The following is a 16,249-nucleotide window of genomic DNA, read 5'->3' as shown; positions in this document are numbered from 1 at the left end:
AACGCGAACGCGCGCCTCGATAGGCTGGAGGCGTGAAGATCCTCGTCCTCGGTTCCGGTGCCCGTGAGCACGCGATCATCCTCGCCCTGCGGGCCGAGCAGACGGAGCACGAGGTCTTCGTGGCCCCGGGTAACGCCGGCATCGCGCAGGATGCGACCCCCGTCTCGGTCGATCCCCTCGACGGCGCCGCCGTCACCGCGTTCGCGAACGAGCACGCGATCGACCTCGTCGTCATCGGCCCCGAGGCCCCGCTCGTCGCGGGCGTCGCCGACGTGCTGCGCGAGCGCGGCATCCCGGTGTTCGGTCCGGGGAAGGCCGCGGCGCAGCTCGAGGGATCGAAGTCGTTCGCGAAGCGGATCATGGATGCCGCCGGCGTGCCGACCGGGCGCGCGGTGCGCGCGACGACGACCGCCGAGGTCGAGGCCGCGTTCGACGAGCTCGGCGCCCCGCACGTCGTGAAGGCCGACGGGCTCGCCGCCGGCAAGGGCGTCATCGTGACGTCGGACCGTGCCGACGCCCTCGCGCACGCCGAGCAGTACCTCCCGTCGGGACCCGTCCTGATCGAGGAGTTCCTCTCCGGCCCCGAGGTCTCGTTGTTCTTCCTCAGCGACGGCGATACCGTGCGCGCGTTGAGCCCGGCGCAGGACTTCAAGCGCGCGCTCGACGGCGACGAGGGCCCCAACACCGGCGGTATGGGCGCGTACTCGCCCCTCCCCTGGCTCGCCGAGCAGTTCGGCAGCGCGCAGGCGTTCGTCGAGGAGGTCACCCGCGACGTGGCCCTGCCGGTGATCCGTCAGCTCGACGGCGAGGGCACCCCGTTCATCGGCCTGCTCTACGCGGGCCTCATCCTGACGCCCGCCGGCGTGCGCGTGATCGAGTTCAACGCCCGCTTCGGCGACCCCGAGACGCAGGTCGTGCTCCCGCGTCTCGTGACGCCGCTGTCGGAGCTGCTGCTCGCCGCGGCCTCGGGCACGCTCGAGGACCAGCCGGAGCCGCAGTTCTCCGACGACGTCGCGATCACGGTCGTCGTCGCGAGCGAGGGCTACCCTGAGGCGCCGCAGACCGGTCGCCCGATCGAGGGCCTGGACGAAGCCGCGAGCGTCGAGGGCGTGCGTCTCGTGCACGCCGCGACCGCGAGCCCCGATGCCCCGGGCGGGTCGCTGGTCGCGACCGGAGGCCGCGTGCTGAACGTCGTGGCGACGGCATCCGACTTCCGCACCGCGCGCGAGCGTGCGTACGACGCGATCGGCCGCATCCGCCTCGAGGGGTCTCACCACCGCAGCGACATCGCGGCGCGCGTCGCGCAGTAGCCCGCCCGGCCAGCCTCCTTTCTCGGAGACCGGCGCGAATCTCGGATGATTCCTGCCGAATCATCCGAGATTCCTGCCATCCTCCGCGCTCGCGCTTGACTTCCGGCACTTTCTTCAAGAAAGTCAGAGGATGCCGCTCCGCTCCGACTGGTCGACCGCCACGTGTCCGATCGCCCGCTCCGCCGATGTGCTCGCCGACCCGTGGGTCCTGCTGATCCTGCGCGAATTGTTCTCCGGGCGCACGCGCTTCGACGAGCTGCGCGACGCCACGGGCGCGGCCGACTCCGTGCTCTCCCGACGCCTCACCGCGATGTCCGACGCCGGACTCGTCACGCGCGGCGACGAGCGCGGCTACACCCTCACGGATGCCGGGCGTGAGACCCTCCCGATCCTGCACGCGTTCGCACGCTTCTCCCGGGTGACCGACCCCGACGGACCCTGGGGACTCACCGTCTCGTGTGCGCGGTGCGGCGAGGACGCGGCATCCGCCGACTGGTGCACGACCTGCGACGCCCCGCTCGACGCCGACTCCACCCGGTGGGCGCGCCGCAGCCTGGGCGGCGAGCCCTTCGCCCTGCTCACGGGAGCACGCGCGTGACCGCCGAGTCCGTCGAGGAGCCCACCGGTGCCCCTGCGACGCCGCGGCGGCGACTCCACCCCGCGTGGATCGTCGCGCTCGTCGCCCTGATCGCGCTGATCGGCGCCGCCGGCTTCCGTGCGGCGCCCGGTGTGCTGATGCTGCCGCTGCAGGACGAGTTCGGCTGGACCACCGCCGAGCTCTCCCTCGCGGTCACCGTCAACCTGCTGCTGTTCGGGCTCACCGCGCCGTTCGCCGCCGCGCTCATGCAGCGCTTCGGCATCCGCGCGGTGACCGTCACGGCCCTGTTCGTGATCGGCGCGGGCTCCGCGCTGAGCGTCTTCGTGGCGACGCCCGCGCAGCTCATCCTCACCTGGGGCGTGCTCATCGGCCTCGGCACGGGCTCGATGGCTCTCGTGTTCGCGGCGACCATCACCGACACGTGGTTCGCGACCCGACGCGGCCTCGTCTCCGGCGTCCTCACCGCCGGCAGCGCGACCGGTCAGCTGATCTTCCTCCCGGTGATCGCGACCTCGGCCGAGCAGATCGGCTGGCGCGGAGCATCCCTCATCATCGCCGGCGGCGCGCTCGCCGTCGTGCCGCTCGTGTGGATCTTCCTTCGGAACCGCCCGAGCGACCTCGGCGTCGGACGATTCGGCGAGGCGGCACCCACCTCGCCGCCGCCACCGCGTCCGCGCGGCAACGCCTGGGGCGCCGCCCGCCTCGCCCTCACGACGCTGCGCGACGCCGCCCGCACCAAGACGTTCTGGGCGCTCGCGATCGGGTTCGCGATCTGCGGCGCCACGACCAACGGCCTGATCGGCACGCACTTCATCCCCAGCGCGCACGACCACGGGATGCCGACGACCACCGCCGCAGGACTCCTCGCCGTCGTCGGGATCTTCGACATCGCGGGCACGGTGTTCTCGGGCTGGCTCACCGACCGGGTGAACCCGCGCATCCTGCTCGCCGCGTACTACGCCCTCCGCGGCTTGAGCCTGCTGTTCCTGCCGAGCCTGCTGTCGGCCGAGGTGCAGCCGAGCATCGTCGTGTTCATCGTGATCTACGGCCTCGATTGGGTGGCCACCGTGCCCCCGACGATCGCCCTGTGCCGCGAGGTGTTCGGCGACCGCGGCCCGCTCGTGTTCGGATGGGTGTTCGCCGCGCATCAGGTCGGTGCGGGCATCGCCTCGGTGCTCGCCGGGCTCGTGCGCGACCACACCGGCCAGTACACGATCGCGTGGTTCGCCGCGGCCGGTCTGTGCGCGGTCGCCGCCGTCGTGAGCGCGACGATCCGCCGCCACTCCTCGCCGGTCCCGACCCCCTGACCCCTGCCCCCTCTCGCCCCGGGCACCCTGACCCCGGGCACAGATTCGGAGGTCACAGGCGACACGCCGGCATCCGCCCCCTCCCCCCGGCGTGTCGGCCGCCATCTCCGAAGCTGTGCCCATCGCCCGAAAGGGATGCACGAAGCCCCCGCGCACGAGAGCGTGCACGGGGGCGTCGGACGACCGGATGCCGGGGCTCAGAGCACCTTGGACAGGAAGTCCTTCAGGCGCTCGTTCTTGGGGGCGCCGAACAGCTCGGCGGGCGGCGCGGACTCGACGACGATGCCGCCGTCCATGAACACCGTGCGCCCGGAGACCTCGCGCGCGAAGCCCATCTCGTGCGTCACGAGCACCATCGTCATGCCGCCGGAGGCGAGGTCGCGGATGACCTGCAGCACCTCGCCGACCATCTCCGGGTCGAGCGCGCTCGTGGCCTCGTCGAACAGCATGATCTCGGGGTCCATCGCGAGCGCACGGGCGATCGCGACGCGCTGCTTCTGACCGCCGGAGAGGGATGCCGGCTTCGCGTCGGCCTTCTCGGCGAGGCCCACCCGGTCGAGAAGCGACAGCGCGCGCTCGCGCGCCTCCGCCTTCGACAGCTTGCCGGTCTCGATCGGGGCGAGCGTGATGTTCTCGAGCACCGTCATGTGCGGGAACAGGTTGAAGTGCTGGAACACCATCCCGATGCGCTGACGGACGTCGTCGAGCTTGACGCTCTTGTCGGTGAGGTCGACGCCGTCGATCACGACGTGGCCGGAGGTGGGCTCCTCGAGCTTGTTGAGGCAGCGCAACAGGGTCGACTTCCCCGAGCCCGACGGCCCGATGACCGCGACGACCTCGCCGTCCTCGACCGCGAGATCGATGCCCTTGAGCACCTGGTTGTCGCCGAACGACTTGTGCAGGTCTTTGACCTCGATCTTGCTCATGCGTTGAACTTCCTCTCCAGGCGGTTGGCCAGCAGCGTGAGCAGCGTGATCACGACGAAGTAGATGATCGCGACGATCGTCAGCACCTGGGCCGACAGGTAGGTCGAGGCGATGATCTGCCGCGACTGGAACGTGAGCTCCGCGAGGCCGATGACGCTGATCAGCGACGTGTCCTTGAGGGTGATGATGCCCTGGTTGACGAACGACGGGATCATGATGCGGAAGGCCTGCGGCAGCACGACCTTGCGCATGGTCTTCCAATGGCCGAGACCCAGCGAGCGCGAGGCCTCGTTCTGACCGGGGTCGACGGCCTGGATGCCGCCGCGGATGATCTCGGTCATGTACGCACCCGTGTTGAGCGAGAGCGTGATGGCACCGGCCACGAACGGGTCGAACGTGAGGCCGGGGAACAGCTGCGGCACGGCGAAGAACACGAAGAACGCCTGCACGAGGATCGGGGTGCCGCGGAAGACGAAGACGTACGCGGTGGCGATCCAGCGGAACGGCGCGATGCGCGAGATCCGTCCGAAGCCGAACACGAGGCCGAGGATGAAGGCCGCCACGATCGCGACCAGCGTCGCGAGGATCGTGAGCCACAGCCCCTGCATGAGCGCGGGCCAGTACTTGACCGCGACCGAGAAGATGTCGGTGGCCTGCGTGGAGCCGCCCTCGCCGTCGTCGCCGGAGGCGAGGTAGGTGTCGACGATCTCGTCGTACTCGCCCGAGTCCTGCAGGTTCTTCAGCCCCGCGTTGAACATCTCGATGAGCTCGGGGTTCATCCCCTTGTTGACCGCGAAGCCGTACTCGCCGCCGAGTTCCGGCTCACCCACGAGACGGAAGCCCGATCCCTGCTGGATGCCGTACGCGAGCACCGGGAAATCCTCGAAGTAGCCGACGGCCTGGCCGGCCTTCACGGCGTCCACCATGTCGGTGGTGTCCTGGTACGGCGTGATGCGGAAGCCGTACTCGTCCTGGTTCTCCTCGGCGAAGGTCTGACCCTGCGTGCCGGTCTTGACCGCCACAGCCTTGCCGTCGAGGTCGTCGAGCGACTGGATGTCACTGGAGTCGAGCACACCGAGCTGGATGCCGCTGGTGAAGTACGGGTCGCTGAAGTCGAAGGTCTGCTTGCGCTCGTCGGTGATCGACATGCCGGCCATCACCGCGTCGACCTGGTTGGCCTGCAGCGCCTGCACGGCGGCGTCGAAACCGAGCTGGCGGATCTCGACCTCGAAGCCCTGGTCCTTCGCGATCGCGCGGAGCAGGTCCATGTCGATGCCGACGAGGTCGCCCTCGGGCGAGGTGAACTCGAACGGCGCGAACGTGGTGTCGGTGCCGATGACGTAGGTCTCGCCGGTGGTGTCGGCCGTGGCGGCGGTCGCGCCGCCCAGCAGCGCGCCGACCGCGACGAACGCCGTCAGCGCCATCGCGCCGGCCGTGCGGCCGAGCCGGCGCAGGCGCGCGGTCGCGGAGGTGGATTTCGGGATCACGACGGATGCTCCTCGGATCGGAAGGGGCGAACGGACTGCCGCCGAGGTTCCACCCTACTTGGAGTGCGTTCCGGGGTCCGCGACGTCGATCCAGTAGCGACGGAGCATCGCGTGCCCGCGCTCCGACTGATCACGGACATCCTGCAGCACGCCGCCGGCCCCCTCGATCGTGCGATACGACCCCGCGTTGTCGTCGTCGCAGGTGACGAGCACCCGGTCGAGGCCGAGTTCGCGGGCGCGGTCCAGGGCGAGCGCGAGGCCCGCCGACGCATACCCCTGACGACGCCGCGAGGCGCGCACCGAGTACCCGATGTGGCCGCCGACCTCGCGCAGCCAGTCGTTGAGCTCGTGCCGGAACGAGACGAAGCCGACGACCTCGCCCTCGTCGACGATCCAGTACAGGTCGTTGTGCACGGAGTCGGCGGGGAGTTCGGCCGAGGTGTCCGCCAGCAGTTCGGACTTCGCGATCAGCTCGTCGAGGGTGGCACGATCGGGCGTGACAGGCGCCTGCAGACCGGAGCCGTCTATGTGTGCCTCGCCGAACTCGGCGACGGCCGCAGCCCAGGAGTCGAACAGGGCGGGCGTGGGGCGGACGAGCTCGACGGTCATCGCCCGATGCAACCACACCCGGTTCCGCTGCGCCAAGCCGGCCGGGACGGACTCATCGCGTTTCGTTGCGTCTCGTCGCTCCGCTCCTCGCTCGACGACCTGGCGGCACTCTTCCCGGTCGTCGAGCGAGCGAAGCGAGACGAACGCGTCAGGCGGCCGGCGCCGGATCGGTCACCGGGGCGGACGCCTCGGGCGCACCGGCATCCTCCGTCTTCGGCGCACCGCGCAGGAAGAACGCGGCGATCAGACCGATCACGATCACACTGGCCGGCAGGAGGATCGCCTGCGCCATGGCGTTCGAGAAGCCCTCGGCGACCTGGGGCGGCAGCGTGCCGCCCGCGCTGATCGAGCCCGCCGAGTCGCTCACGCCGGGCAGGTTGGCCTCGAGCCGCGCCTGCATGAACGTCGCGATCGCGGCCGACCCGATCACCGATCCGATCGTCCGGGTGGTGTTGTAGATGCCCGCGCCCGCACCGGCCTGACGCATCGGCAGGCGACGCGTCGCGGTCGTCGCGAGGGGTCCCCACATACCCGCGCTGCCGATGCCGAGCAGCGCCGACGGGAAGAGGAACATCCAGATCTCGGTGTCCACGCGCACGAGCGACGAGTACCAGACGAGCGCCGCCCCGAAGATGACGAGCCCGGGGATGAGGATGAACCGCGGGTCGGTGCGGTCGAGGATCCGACCGGCCACGGGTGCGAGCACGCCCGAGAACACCGCCATGGGGATCATCAGCAGCGCCGCCTGCGTGGGTGTGAGGCCCCGGGCGATCTGCAGGAAGAACATGAGCGGCAGCGACATGCTCGTCACGGCGAAGCCGACCGTCGCGATCGCGATGTTGGCTCCGGAGAAGTTGCGGTCGCGGAAGAGGTCAAGCGGCACGAGCGCCTCGCTCCTCGTCTTCCACTGCTGCAGGATGAAGAGGCCCATCACGACGATGCCGGCGATGATGAGGCCCCACACGGAGATCGGGCCCCAGATCACGCCCCAGTCGTACTTCTCGCCCTCCTGCAGGCCGAACACCACGAGGAAGATGGCTGCGGCGCTGAGCACGACGCCGAGGATGTCGAAGCGGTGCGGATGCGTCTGGAGCTTGGGCACGAGGATCCATGCGGCGACGAAGGCGATCACGCCGACCGGGAGGTTGACGAAGAAGATCCACTCCCAGCCGAGGCCGTCGACGAGCACGCCGCCGAGCAGCGGACCGACGAGAGTGGCGACACCGGCTGTGGCGCCCCAGAGACCCATGGCGGCTCCGCGGCGGTTGGGCGGGAAGGTCCGGGTGATGACGGCCATGGTCTGCGGCGTCATGAACGCGGCGCCGAGGCCCTGCACGGCGCGCGCAGCGATGAGCCCCTCGAGCGTTCCCGACAGACCGCACCAGAGCGACGCGAGCGTGAAGATCGCGAGGCCGATCAGGTAGATGTTCTTCGGGCCGAAGCGGTCACCGAGGCGGCCCGTGATGAGCAGCGGCACGGCATAGGTGAGCAGGTAGGCGCTCGTGACCCACACGACGTTGTCGAGGTTGTTGGTGTTCGGGTCGAGGGCGGCCTTGATCGCGGGGTTCGCGACCGAGACGATCGTCGTGTCGACGAGGATCATGAAGAAGCCGATGACGAGCGCCCAGAGGGCAGGCCAGGGGCTCGCGGGGCGGTGTCCGGCGGCGAAGGTGCCCGTGTCGGGCCCTGTCGTCTGGCGGGAGTCGGTCATTGCTGTGCAGCCTTTCGCTGAGCGAGGTAGCGGTCTGAATCGGTGAAGGCGGACGGACCCCAGGGGAGGTCGTCGCCGTCGAGTCGAGCGAGGAGCGTGTCGAGCCACCGCAGTTCGGCCTCGAGCAGCACCTCCTCGCGTTCGATCTCGACGAGCACCTGGGCGGGGACGCCCTTGGCACGAGCCTTGGCGAGGCCGTGCCGATGCATGTCGTGGGTCTCGACGAGGGCGATGCGGCGCTCCTGGAGCAGCGCCAGCACGTCGTCTCGTTCGAGGTTGTGGGACTCGGCGAGGGCGATGCGGAAGTCGGTCTCGCTGTCGACGCGGGGGAGCTCGCGACGAACCCAGGCGATGACGGTGTCGCGTCCGGCATCCGTCAGCGTGTACGTCGTGCGCTCGGGTCGGTTGCCGTCGCGGTCGATGCCGATCTCGTCGATCAGGCCGCTCCGCTGCAGGCGCGCGACCGTGTGGTAGAGCGTGCCGTTCGTGATCGCGAGCAGGCGGTCGTCGTGCCGGGCGCGCAGGAGACGCACCATCTCATAGGGGTGCATGTCGGCCTCGCGCAGCAGCGCGAGCACCATCACCCCCATGGGCGTCAGCGTGTCGATCGGCTTCTTCACAGCCCTACTCCATCCCGATTAGTCCATGTGGACTATACGCCTGTCGGGCGGTCGGGACAAGCCGGGATCAGCTCTCCAGGCGACGCAGCGCTGACCCCTTGTGCGCCGCCTCGTCGCCGCTCTTCTCCGACTTCACGATGTACGCCGGTTCGTCGGCGGATGCCGTGAAGTGCTGACCCGCGAACTCGAAGTCCGAGGTCTTCTTCTGCTGCACGGTCCCGCGGGTCCGGCCCTGTGAGGTGTTCCAGCTCACCCGGTCGCCCGTCGACAGATCCTTCGTCATGAGTCCTCCGCTCGTCTTCACCGAGCGTCGCCGACGACGGATGCCGACGCCAGGCCTTGACACGGAGGGGGCAGGCTCTCGGAGACCCGCGATAATGGGCGCGATCAGAGGACGGTCAGAGCTCTGAGGGTCCGAGTCCGGCACGTTCGACGATCACGCCCACCTGCACCCGATTGCGCACGAAGAGTTTCGCGTAGATCTGCTCCAGGTGCGTCTTCACGGTTCCGGAGGCGATGTGAAGACGCGTGCCGATCTCCTGGTTGGTCGCGCCCGACGCGACGAGCACCGCGACCTCCCGCTCTCGGTCCGTGAGGACCGACATGCGATCCACCGCATTGCGCCGACCGACACCTCCTTCGCCCTCCACCGCGCGACGAACGAGCTGGGCTGTCGAGCGCGCGGAAAAGACGGCGTCGCCGGCGGCTGCTCGATGCACGGCCTCGAGGATCCGGCTCGGCGCCTCATCCTTGAGCAGATACCCGGATGCCCCTGCGAAAAGCATCCGCATCAACTGCCCCTCAGCATCCATGCTCGTCATGGCGACGACCTTCGATGAGGTCTCAGCGACGATGACCGCGGTGGCGTCGGGGCCGCTCATCACCGGCATTCGCACGTCCATCAGCACGACGTCAGGACGGTGCCGACGCACCAGCTCGATCGCCGCAGCACCATCCGACGCCTCCGCGACGATCTCGATCTGCGGGTCGACGCCGAGCACGAAGCGGAAACCGCTGCGGATGAGGGATTCGTCATCGACGATCAGCACCCGCACAGGTGCGACATCGATGGGCAGGCTCACGCACCGAGCATAGCCAGAGGCTCTACCCGCCCTCCTGCCACGGCATCGACACATCCACGACGAACTGTCCGTCATGAGCCCCGACCCAGGCCTCGCCACCGAGCATCGCGACCCGCTCCCGGATGCCGAGAACACCGTTGCCCCCGCCGGGCACCGCCGTGCGCACGCCTTCGACGATTATGTTCACGATGCGGATGCGCGCACCCTCCGCGGGGTTGACGCGTACAAAGACGTCGACCGGAGCGCTCGCGGCGTGCTTGACCGCGTTCGTCAGAGCCTCTTGCACGATGCGGTAGACGGCGCTGTCAAGCAGGGCGCCGGCTCGCTCCACCGACTCGACCATGACAATGGACGTGATCGGTTGCCCCGCGGTTTGTGCGCTCGCCACGAGCGAACCGAGAGCACGCATCGTCGCCGGCGGACCGTACGACGCGTCCGGCGCGCTGCGGAGGTCGCCGATCAGGCCCCGCATGTCCTGGAGCGCCGCATGAGTCTGCTCACGCACAGTTCGCGCGATCTCGGCAGTGGTATCTCCGGCGGCGACGGATTCGAGCGCCCCGGCGTGCAGCGAGACCACCGACAGTCGGTGGGCGAGCGCATCGTGCATGTCGCGCGCGATGCGCTCGCGCTCGGCCTGTCGCACAGTCTCCTCTCGCAGAGACTCGGCGCGCTGCGAAGCGACCGCTGCCTGCCTCTCACTGCGACCCGCTTGGTCCCGTGCGCGCCCGACGAGCACGACGGCACCCGCGGCAGTCAGCGAGAGAACAGCACAGACGAGTGACGCGATGATCCAACCGACACCGTCGTGCGTTGCGGGATCGGCGGAGAGGAAGAACGGCAGTGCGGAACCCCATGAGGTGAGGATCTCCCGCAGGACGAAGAGCGCCACGAGCGAGCCGATGCTCGTAGTCAGCGACCGCAGCCAGTCGGGATTGCGGCGAGCGAGGCTGACCGCACCCACGAGCAGCAGGACGTATGAGATCCCGATCATCGCGAGCACCGCACCGGCGATGGCAGAGAGCAGGGGGACTCGATCGACCCAGAGCACCGTCAGCCAGCAGAGGAGGGCGAGGAGCGCGAGACCCGTTCCGAGGGCGGTGACCGACACCCGCCCCTCGGATGCGGACGCCGTACCGGAGAACATCGCGGCGCCGGGGACGTTGGCCACGGCGCACACATCGAAGAGTCCGCCGACCACGACCATCGCGATGCGACCGGCGATGTCCCACGAGCGCGACCCGGCATGCAGCGATGAGGCTCGGGTCGTCATGGTCTCGAGCGTATTGCCACCGGAGTCGGTGCGCGCGCGCCGTTCGGCGGAAGCCTCCTCTGCCGAACGGCGGAGGCAAGAGGGGCCGAGCAGCCGATCCATGCCTCCGGGCCGCCCGCCAGACTCGAAGACGCAGAGACCTGCAGATCTCCGCTATACATACATCTGGTCCCTTGATTTATTCACCGCACTACAGCACCGACGATTCACAGATGGAGCACTCGTATGAGCCTCGACAACAACAGCCAGACCCCTCCGCCCCCGCCCTCCCCCTTCGGAGCACCACCGCAGCAGGCGCCGTATCCGGCCGCGCCCGCTCCCGGCGTTCCGAACTACGCCGCGCCCGCACCAGGCGCAGCGGTGGCGGATGCCGCACCTATCGGGACCAAGTCGTTCCTCGCGACCTGGCTGCTCTCGCTGTTCCTCGGCATTCTCGGCGTGGACCGCTTCTACCTCGGCAAGGTGGGCACCGGCATCCTCAAGCTGATCACCTTCGGTGGCCTCGGCATCTGGGCGCTCATCGACCTCATCCTGGTACTCACGGGCTCGACCCGTGATTCCCGTCGCCTCGCTCTGGCCGGGTACCAGGAGCACAAGAAAGTCGCGTGGATCGTCACGGGAGTCGTGGTGATTCTCGGCATCATCTCGGGTGGCATCAACGGAGCCCAGCGTCCCGCCCTTCCCGCCTCGGATGCCCCGGCGATCAGCGCGCCTGCGGCTGACGACGAGGACCAGGCCGTCGCTGAGGAGCCTGCCGAGGTCGAAGAAGCCCCGGTGGAAGAGCCTGCAGTACCGGCCGAGTACGCATCCGCACTCGTGAAGGCTCAGACGTACTCCGACATGATGGCCATGAGCAAGCTCGGGATCTACGACCAGCTCACCTCGGAGTACGGCGAGAAGTTCGCCCCCGAAGCGGCGCAGTATGCGGTCGACAACGTCTCGGCCGACTGGAACGCCAACGCGCTCGAGAAGGCGAAGACGTACCAGGACACCATGTCGATGTCGCCTGCGGCGATCCGCGACCAGCTCGTCAGCGAGTACGGCGAGAAGTTCACGCCCGAAGAAGCCGACTACGCGATCGCGCATCTCAACGACTGATCACCTTGGGGCTTCCGGCTCGCGATGCGGTCCGGAAGCCCCTCACAGAGGAGAGAACCATGGAAACCGCCCCCATCCTCAGCTGGACTCTGCAGCAGGAGATTCCGATTCCTCCCGACGTGCAGGCGCTGCTCGTTCAGGGGGAGCAGGCCGTCGCGGCGTTCAAGACGTTCCGCGACTCGGCGACCTTCACCACCAAGCGACTCATCGTTCGTGATGCTCAAGGTCTGACCGGACGCAAGGTCGAGATCTACTCGCTGCCGTACAGCGCGATCACGATGTGGTCGTCGGAGAACGCGGGAACGCTCGACTGGAACTCCGAGCTGGAGCTCTGGACCAAGGCCGGCCACATCAAGGTCAAGCTCAGCAAGGGCGCCGACGTTCGACGCATCGACAGTCTGATCGCATGGGCCGTGCTCAACAGTCACTGATCCGACCCGCGATAATGGGCGGGTGAGCACTCCTACCGACAGCACCGCGCAGACGATCCCCGGCTGGCGTCACATCTACTCGGGCAAGGTCCGCGACCTCTACGCCTCCGACGACGCCGCCGACACCCGCATCCTCGTCGTCGCGTCCGACCGGGTCAGTGCCTTCGATTTCGTGCTGTCCCCCGGCATCCCCGAGAAGGGCGCGCTGCTCACCCGCTTGAGCCGCTGGTGGTTCGACCGCCTCGAGGTGCCGAACCATCTCGCAGAGGGCGAGACTCCCGCGATGGTCGCGGACCGGGCCATGCTCGCCCGGTCGCTCGAGATGCTGCCGATCGAGTGCGTCGTGCGCGGCTACATCACCGGCTCCGGCTGGGCCGAGTACACCGAGAGCGGGACCGTGTGCGGCATCCCTCTCCCGGCAGGACTGCAGAACGGCGACCGCCTGCCCGAGCCGCTGTTCACACCCGCGTACAAGGCGCCGATGGGCGAACACGACGAGAACATCACGTTCGAGAGGGTCGAGGAGCTCGTCGGGCCCGAGCGCGCGGCCGAGCTGCGCGACGCCTCGCTGTCGATCTACGCGCGGGCCGCGGCTATCGCGGAGGAGAATGACCTGATCCTCGCCGACACCAAGTTCGAGTTCGGGACGGATGCCGACGGCACCCTGCGCCTCGCCGACGAGGTGCTCACGAGCGACTCGTCGCGGTACTGGGATGCCGAGGCGTGGCGCACCGGCGCGACGCCGGGCGAGCGCATGGCGAGCTTCGACAAGCAGATCGTGCGCGACTGGCTGGCTGCGAACTGGGACAAGGAGGGCGAACCGCCCGTTCTGCCCGAGGACGTGGTCGAGCGGACCGCCGCCCGCTACCGCGAACTGATCGAGCGTCTCGGGGCTTGACGCGTTTCGTCTCGCGGCGTTCGCTCAACGACCGGGAGACGCCTGCCGCACGTCGGTGTGGACGAAGTCGTCGCCTGTGAACAGCAGGGGCTCGTCGCGCTCGATCGCCAGTGCGTACGAGAAGCAGTCGCCGTAGTTCAGCTTGGCCGGATGCCCGGACCCGCGGCCGAAATCTGCGTGCCCTCGACTGGCGGTCCGAACCTGGATCTCATCGACCGCCACGACACGGATGGCTGCCTCGCGCACGAGTCGGTCGACCTTTGAGACGCCTGCCTCGCCGAAGCGCCGTCGCATGACGATGTGTGATTCGAGCAGTGTTGCTGCAGACATGACGGGTGCCGGAGCCATGAGCAACGCACGTTCGAGATCTGGACCATCCGTCTCGTCGATCAGGATGGCGACAACCGCTGACGAGTCGACGATCACCGAGGAAGTCCAGCCTCGTCGTACATCTCGTCCATGATCTCCTCGTAACTCGGCCCGATGACGGGAAGCGCTCGAGCCTCTTCGACGATCGCGCGGATCGCTGCTCGCTTGCGCGCGATCTCCGCCTCCCGGGACCCCTCGAGCTCCGCGAGACGCCGCCGCACCGCATCCTCGACCGCGCCCGTCTGGCTCTGCCCCGTCAGCGCGGCGAGACGACGCACCAGCTCGTGCGTGGTCTCGTTCTTGATGTTGAGGCTCATGTCTACCATTCTACCGTCGGTGTCTACCCTGGTAGAAGCACTCAGGGAAAACTCAGGAATCGATAGTGTTGCTCCAGCACTCCCCCTCCCCCGATCCTGAGGAGCCCGCATGCCCCTGTGGAAGATCCACGGAAACGGCCGCACGGTCGAGCCCGGCGCCGTCGTCACTCCCGCCGAGCGCCTGAACTGGCCGGCCACGATCGCGATCGGCGCCCAGCACGTCGTCGCGATGTTCGGCGCCACGTTCCTCGTCCCGACGCTGACCGGCTTCCCGGTCTCGACGACGCTGCTCTTCAGCGGTCTCGGCACGCTCCTCTTCCTGCTGATCACGAAGAACCAGCTGCCCAGCTACCTCGGCTCCTCGTTCGCGTTCATCGCTCCGATCACGGCCGCCGTCGCCGCGGGCGGCACGGGCTCGGCCCTCGCGGGCGTCGTCGCGGTCGGCATCCTGCTCGCCGTCGTCGGTCTCGTGGTGCAGTTCGCCGGCCTCCGCTGGGTCGATGCGCTCATGCCGCCCGTCGTGGCCGGCGCGATCGTCGCCCTGATCGGCTTCAATCTCGCCCCGACGGCATGGAACAACTTCCAGCTCGACCCCGTCACGGCGACCATCACGCTCGTCGCGATCATCCTGTTCGCGGTGCTGTTCCGCGGCTTCCTCGGCCGCATCTCGATCTTCCTCGGCGTCGCTGTGGGCTTCGTCTGGGCCGCGTTCAACGGCTCGTTCGACGTGCCGAACGCGCTGCGCGGAGGCAAGACCCCCGCGGAGCTCATCGCCGACGCGCCATGGATCGGCCTCCCGCACTTCCAGCTCCCCGACTTCATCGCCCCCGGGACCTGGTCGACCATCGCGATGTTCCTGCCCGTAGTACTGGTGCTGATCGCCGAGAACGTGGGGCACGTGCGCGGTGTCGCGACCATGACCGAAGACGCCTCGATCAACAAGCACACGGGCCGCGCGCTGATCGCCGACGGTGTCGCGACGACCATCGCCGGCGGCTTCGGCGGTTCCGGCACGACGACGTACGGCGAGAACATCGGCGTCATGGCCGCCACCCGCGTCTACTCGACGGCCGTCTACTGGGTGGCCGGTCTCTTCGCGATCCTGCTGGCGTTCTCGCCCAAGGTCGGCGAGGTCTTCAACTCGATCCCCGCCGGCGTGCTCGGCGGCGCGACCACCGCGCTCTACGGCTTGATCGGCATCATCGGCATCAAGATCTGGGTCGACAGCAAGGTCGACTTCTCCCGCCCGGTCAACCAGTACACCGCCGCGGTGTCGCTCGTGATCGGCATCGCCGGCTTCTCGATGAACCTCGGCGACTTCGCCTTCGGCGGCATCGTGCTCGGCACGGTCGCCGCGCTGCTCATCTATCACCTGGGCAACCTCATCGCCCGGGCGCGCAGGACCGGCGCCGACGACCCGAAGCCGCTCGAGGCGGTCGGTCCGCTCGGCGGCGACCCGGAGTAGCCCGACGCCATCGGGATCCCGGATGCCGCGCTCGGCGGTGTCCGGGATCTTCGCTTCTCAGCGCGGGTCGACGCCCGTCGGCAGTTCGTCGGGCAGCGCCCCCGACGCCCGCACCCGCAGCGGCGCTGCTCGTGGCGCGACGCCCAGCGTCAGCGGAGCCTCCGGTTCGGGGAGGTCGTACAGTCGGTGCATCCAGCGGCGCGCGTCCTCGAGCGGGAACGTGTCGCCGTAGACCGCGTACTTCAGCAGGATCCCTTCGAGGGTGCTGCGGAGCATGATCTCCTCGAGCTCCGGGTCGTCCGCACCGCGCTCGCGGAAGATGTCGCGCACCTTCTCCTCCGCCTCGATCGCCTGGTCGTGGAAGCGATCCTCGACCTCGGCGTAGAGGCGGTGCGTCGCGGGCTGCTGCTGCAGAGCGAGCACGACCTTCTGCAGGGGCAGCGCGTAGCCCGTGGCCAGGATCGCGCCGTCGATGATGCCGGCGAGTCGTGCATCGGCGGGGCCTGGGACCTCGGGGATGCCGAACAATGCGGCGAACCACTGCTCGATGACGGCGGCGACCAGGTGGTCCTTCCCGCCGAAGTGGTAGTTCACGAGGCCCTGGGCGACGCCCGCGCGCTGCGTGATCTCGGCGATGCTGGCACCGGTGACCCCGCGCTCGGCGAACGTCTCGATCGCAGCCTGCAGGATCACCTCCCGCGCTCGCTCGCGTGCGAGACGGTTCTGCTCGTCGGAGCGCGCCATCCGAGCT

18 protein-coding genes are annotated in these 16,249 nt (G+C 68.9%); 7 read left to right on the top strand and 11 right to left on the bottom strand.

Annotated elements, in window-relative coordinates:
- The first annotated feature begins 32 nt into the window (after window positions 1-32).
- From purD to ACIPY8_RS02620, 3 genes are all read left to right on the top strand, one after another.
- Window positions 33-1,310, top strand: coding sequence for a phosphoribosylamine--glycine ligase (gene purD, locus ACIPY8_RS02630; RefSeq protein ID WP_400814646.1), 1,278 nt, complete (start codon window positions 33-35; stop codon window positions 1,308-1,310).
- A gap of 130 nt (window positions 1,311-1,440) precedes the next feature.
- Window positions 1,441-1,908 carry a winged helix-turn-helix transcriptional regulator gene (locus ACIPY8_RS02625; protein WP_400814644.1) on the top strand — a complete coding sequence of 156 codons (468 nt, stop codon included), beginning with the start codon at window positions 1,441-1,443 and terminating at the stop codon, window positions 1,906-1,908.
- The gene (locus ACIPY8_RS02620; protein WP_400814642.1) at window positions 1,905-3,215 is read left to right on the top strand and encodes an MFS transporter; all 1,311 of its coding nucleotides are present in this window, start codon (window positions 1,905-1,907) and stop codon (window positions 3,213-3,215) included. The genes ACIPY8_RS02625 and ACIPY8_RS02620 overlap by 4 nt, the downstream gene beginning before the upstream one ends.
- Window positions 3,216-3,412: 197 nt before the next feature.
- On the opposite strand, the gene ACIPY8_RS02615 is transcribed toward ACIPY8_RS02620, so the two are convergent.
- The 8 genes from ACIPY8_RS02615 to ACIPY8_RS02580 all read right to left on the bottom strand — a co-directional run bounded on the left by ACIPY8_RS02615 (window position 3,413) and on the right by ACIPY8_RS02580 (window position 10,920).
- Window positions 3,413-4,141: an amino acid ABC transporter ATP-binding protein gene (locus ACIPY8_RS02615; RefSeq protein WP_400814639.1), complete on the bottom strand. Its 729-nt coding sequence runs from the start codon at window positions 4,139-4,141 to the stop codon at window positions 3,413-3,415.
- Window positions 4,138-5,565, bottom strand: a complete 1,428-nt coding sequence (locus ACIPY8_RS02610) for an amino acid ABC transporter substrate-binding protein/permease (protein ID WP_400817626.1) — start codon at window positions 5,563-5,565, stop codon at window positions 4,138-4,140. The genes ACIPY8_RS02615 and ACIPY8_RS02610 overlap by 4 nt, the downstream gene beginning before the upstream one ends.
- A 117-nt stretch (window positions 5,566-5,682) precedes the next feature.
- Window positions 5,683-6,237, bottom strand: coding sequence for a GNAT family N-acetyltransferase (locus ACIPY8_RS02605; protein WP_400814637.1), 555 nt, complete (start codon window positions 6,235-6,237; stop codon window positions 5,683-5,685).
- 148 nt (window positions 6,238-6,385) lie between these two features.
- Window positions 6,386-7,948, bottom strand: coding sequence for an MFS transporter (locus ACIPY8_RS02600; protein ID WP_400814635.1), 1,563 nt, complete (start codon window positions 7,946-7,948; stop codon window positions 6,386-6,388).
- A complete protein-coding gene (locus ACIPY8_RS02595; RefSeq protein ID WP_400814633.1) occupies window positions 7,945-8,568 on the bottom strand; it encodes a PadR family transcriptional regulator in 624 nt (207 codons plus the stop codon). The genes ACIPY8_RS02600 and ACIPY8_RS02595 overlap by 4 nt, the downstream gene beginning before the upstream one ends.
- Before the next feature lie 67 nt (window positions 8,569-8,635).
- Window positions 8,636-8,851, bottom strand: a complete 216-nt coding sequence (locus tag ACIPY8_RS02590; RefSeq protein WP_400814631.1) for a DUF2945 domain-containing protein — start codon at window positions 8,849-8,851, stop codon at window positions 8,636-8,638.
- Window positions 8,852-8,966: 115 nt separating this feature from the next.
- A complete protein-coding gene (locus ACIPY8_RS02585; protein WP_400814629.1) occupies window positions 8,967-9,650 on the bottom strand; it encodes a response regulator in 684 nt (227 codons plus the stop codon).
- A gap of 22 nt (window positions 9,651-9,672) precedes the next feature.
- The gene (locus ACIPY8_RS02580; RefSeq protein WP_400814627.1) at window positions 9,673-10,920 is read right to left on the bottom strand and encodes a sensor histidine kinase; all 1,248 of its coding nucleotides are present in this window, start codon (window positions 10,918-10,920) and stop codon (window positions 9,673-9,675) included.
- Window positions 10,921-11,145: 225 nt separating this feature from the next.
- On the opposite strand from ACIPY8_RS02580, the gene ACIPY8_RS02575 reads away from it, so the two are divergent.
- The 3 genes from ACIPY8_RS02575 to ACIPY8_RS02565 are packed head-to-tail and all read left to right on the top strand — an operon-like array spanning window position 11,146 to window position 13,347.
- Entirely contained in the window at window positions 11,146-12,018 is an 873-nt protein-coding gene (locus ACIPY8_RS02575; protein ID WP_400814625.1) for an Ltp family lipoprotein, read from the top strand.
- A 59-nt stretch (window positions 12,019-12,077) separates the two neighbouring features.
- Window positions 12,078-12,449 (top strand): PH domain-containing protein, encoded by a 372-nt coding sequence (locus ACIPY8_RS02570; RefSeq protein WP_363367312.1) that lies wholly within the window; start codon window positions 12,078-12,080, stop codon window positions 12,447-12,449.
- Window positions 12,450-12,471: 22 nt separating this feature from the next.
- Entirely contained in the window at window positions 12,472-13,347 is an 876-nt protein-coding gene (locus ACIPY8_RS02565) for a phosphoribosylaminoimidazolesuccinocarboxamide synthase (protein ID WP_400814623.1), read from the top strand.
- A gap of 24 nt (window positions 13,348-13,371) precedes the next feature.
- On the opposite strand, the gene ACIPY8_RS02560 is transcribed toward ACIPY8_RS02565, so the two are convergent.
- Window positions 13,372-13,773 (bottom strand): type II toxin-antitoxin system VapC family toxin, encoded by a 402-nt coding sequence (locus tag ACIPY8_RS02560; protein WP_400814621.1) that lies wholly within the window; start codon window positions 13,771-13,773, stop codon window positions 13,372-13,374.
- Complete coding sequence (locus ACIPY8_RS02555) at window positions 13,770-14,033, bottom strand: type II toxin-antitoxin system VapB family antitoxin (protein ID WP_400814619.1); 264 nt, start codon at window positions 14,031-14,033, stop codon at window positions 13,770-13,772. Before ACIPY8_RS02555 ends, ACIPY8_RS02560 begins: the two co-directional genes overlap by 4 nt.
- 109 nt (window positions 14,034-14,142) lie before the next feature.
- Here ACIPY8_RS02555 and ACIPY8_RS02550 point away from each other — a divergent pair, with 109 nt between their 5' ends.
- The gene (locus tag ACIPY8_RS02550; RefSeq protein ID WP_400814616.1) at window positions 14,143-15,498 is read left to right on the top strand and encodes a uracil-xanthine permease family protein; all 1,356 of its coding nucleotides are present in this window, start codon (window positions 14,143-14,145) and stop codon (window positions 15,496-15,498) included.
- A gap of 57 nt (window positions 15,499-15,555) precedes the next feature.
- Here the strand turns inward: ACIPY8_RS02550 and ACIPY8_RS02545 are convergent, their stop codons facing one another.
- Window positions 15,556-16,242: a TetR/AcrR family transcriptional regulator gene (locus ACIPY8_RS02545; RefSeq protein ID WP_400814614.1), complete on the bottom strand. Its 687-nt coding sequence runs from the start codon at window positions 16,240-16,242 to the stop codon at window positions 15,556-15,558.
- Between the last annotated feature and the right edge of the window lie 7 nt (window positions 16,243-16,249).

It is taken from the genome of Microbacterium sp. NPDC089696, assembly GCF_044749125.1.
GTDB lineage: Bacteria > Actinomycetota > Actinomycetes > Actinomycetales > Microbacteriaceae > Microbacterium.
The sequence above is the reverse complement of the archived record's forward strand: the minus strand, read 5'-3'. Positions and strand labels throughout refer to the sequence as shown.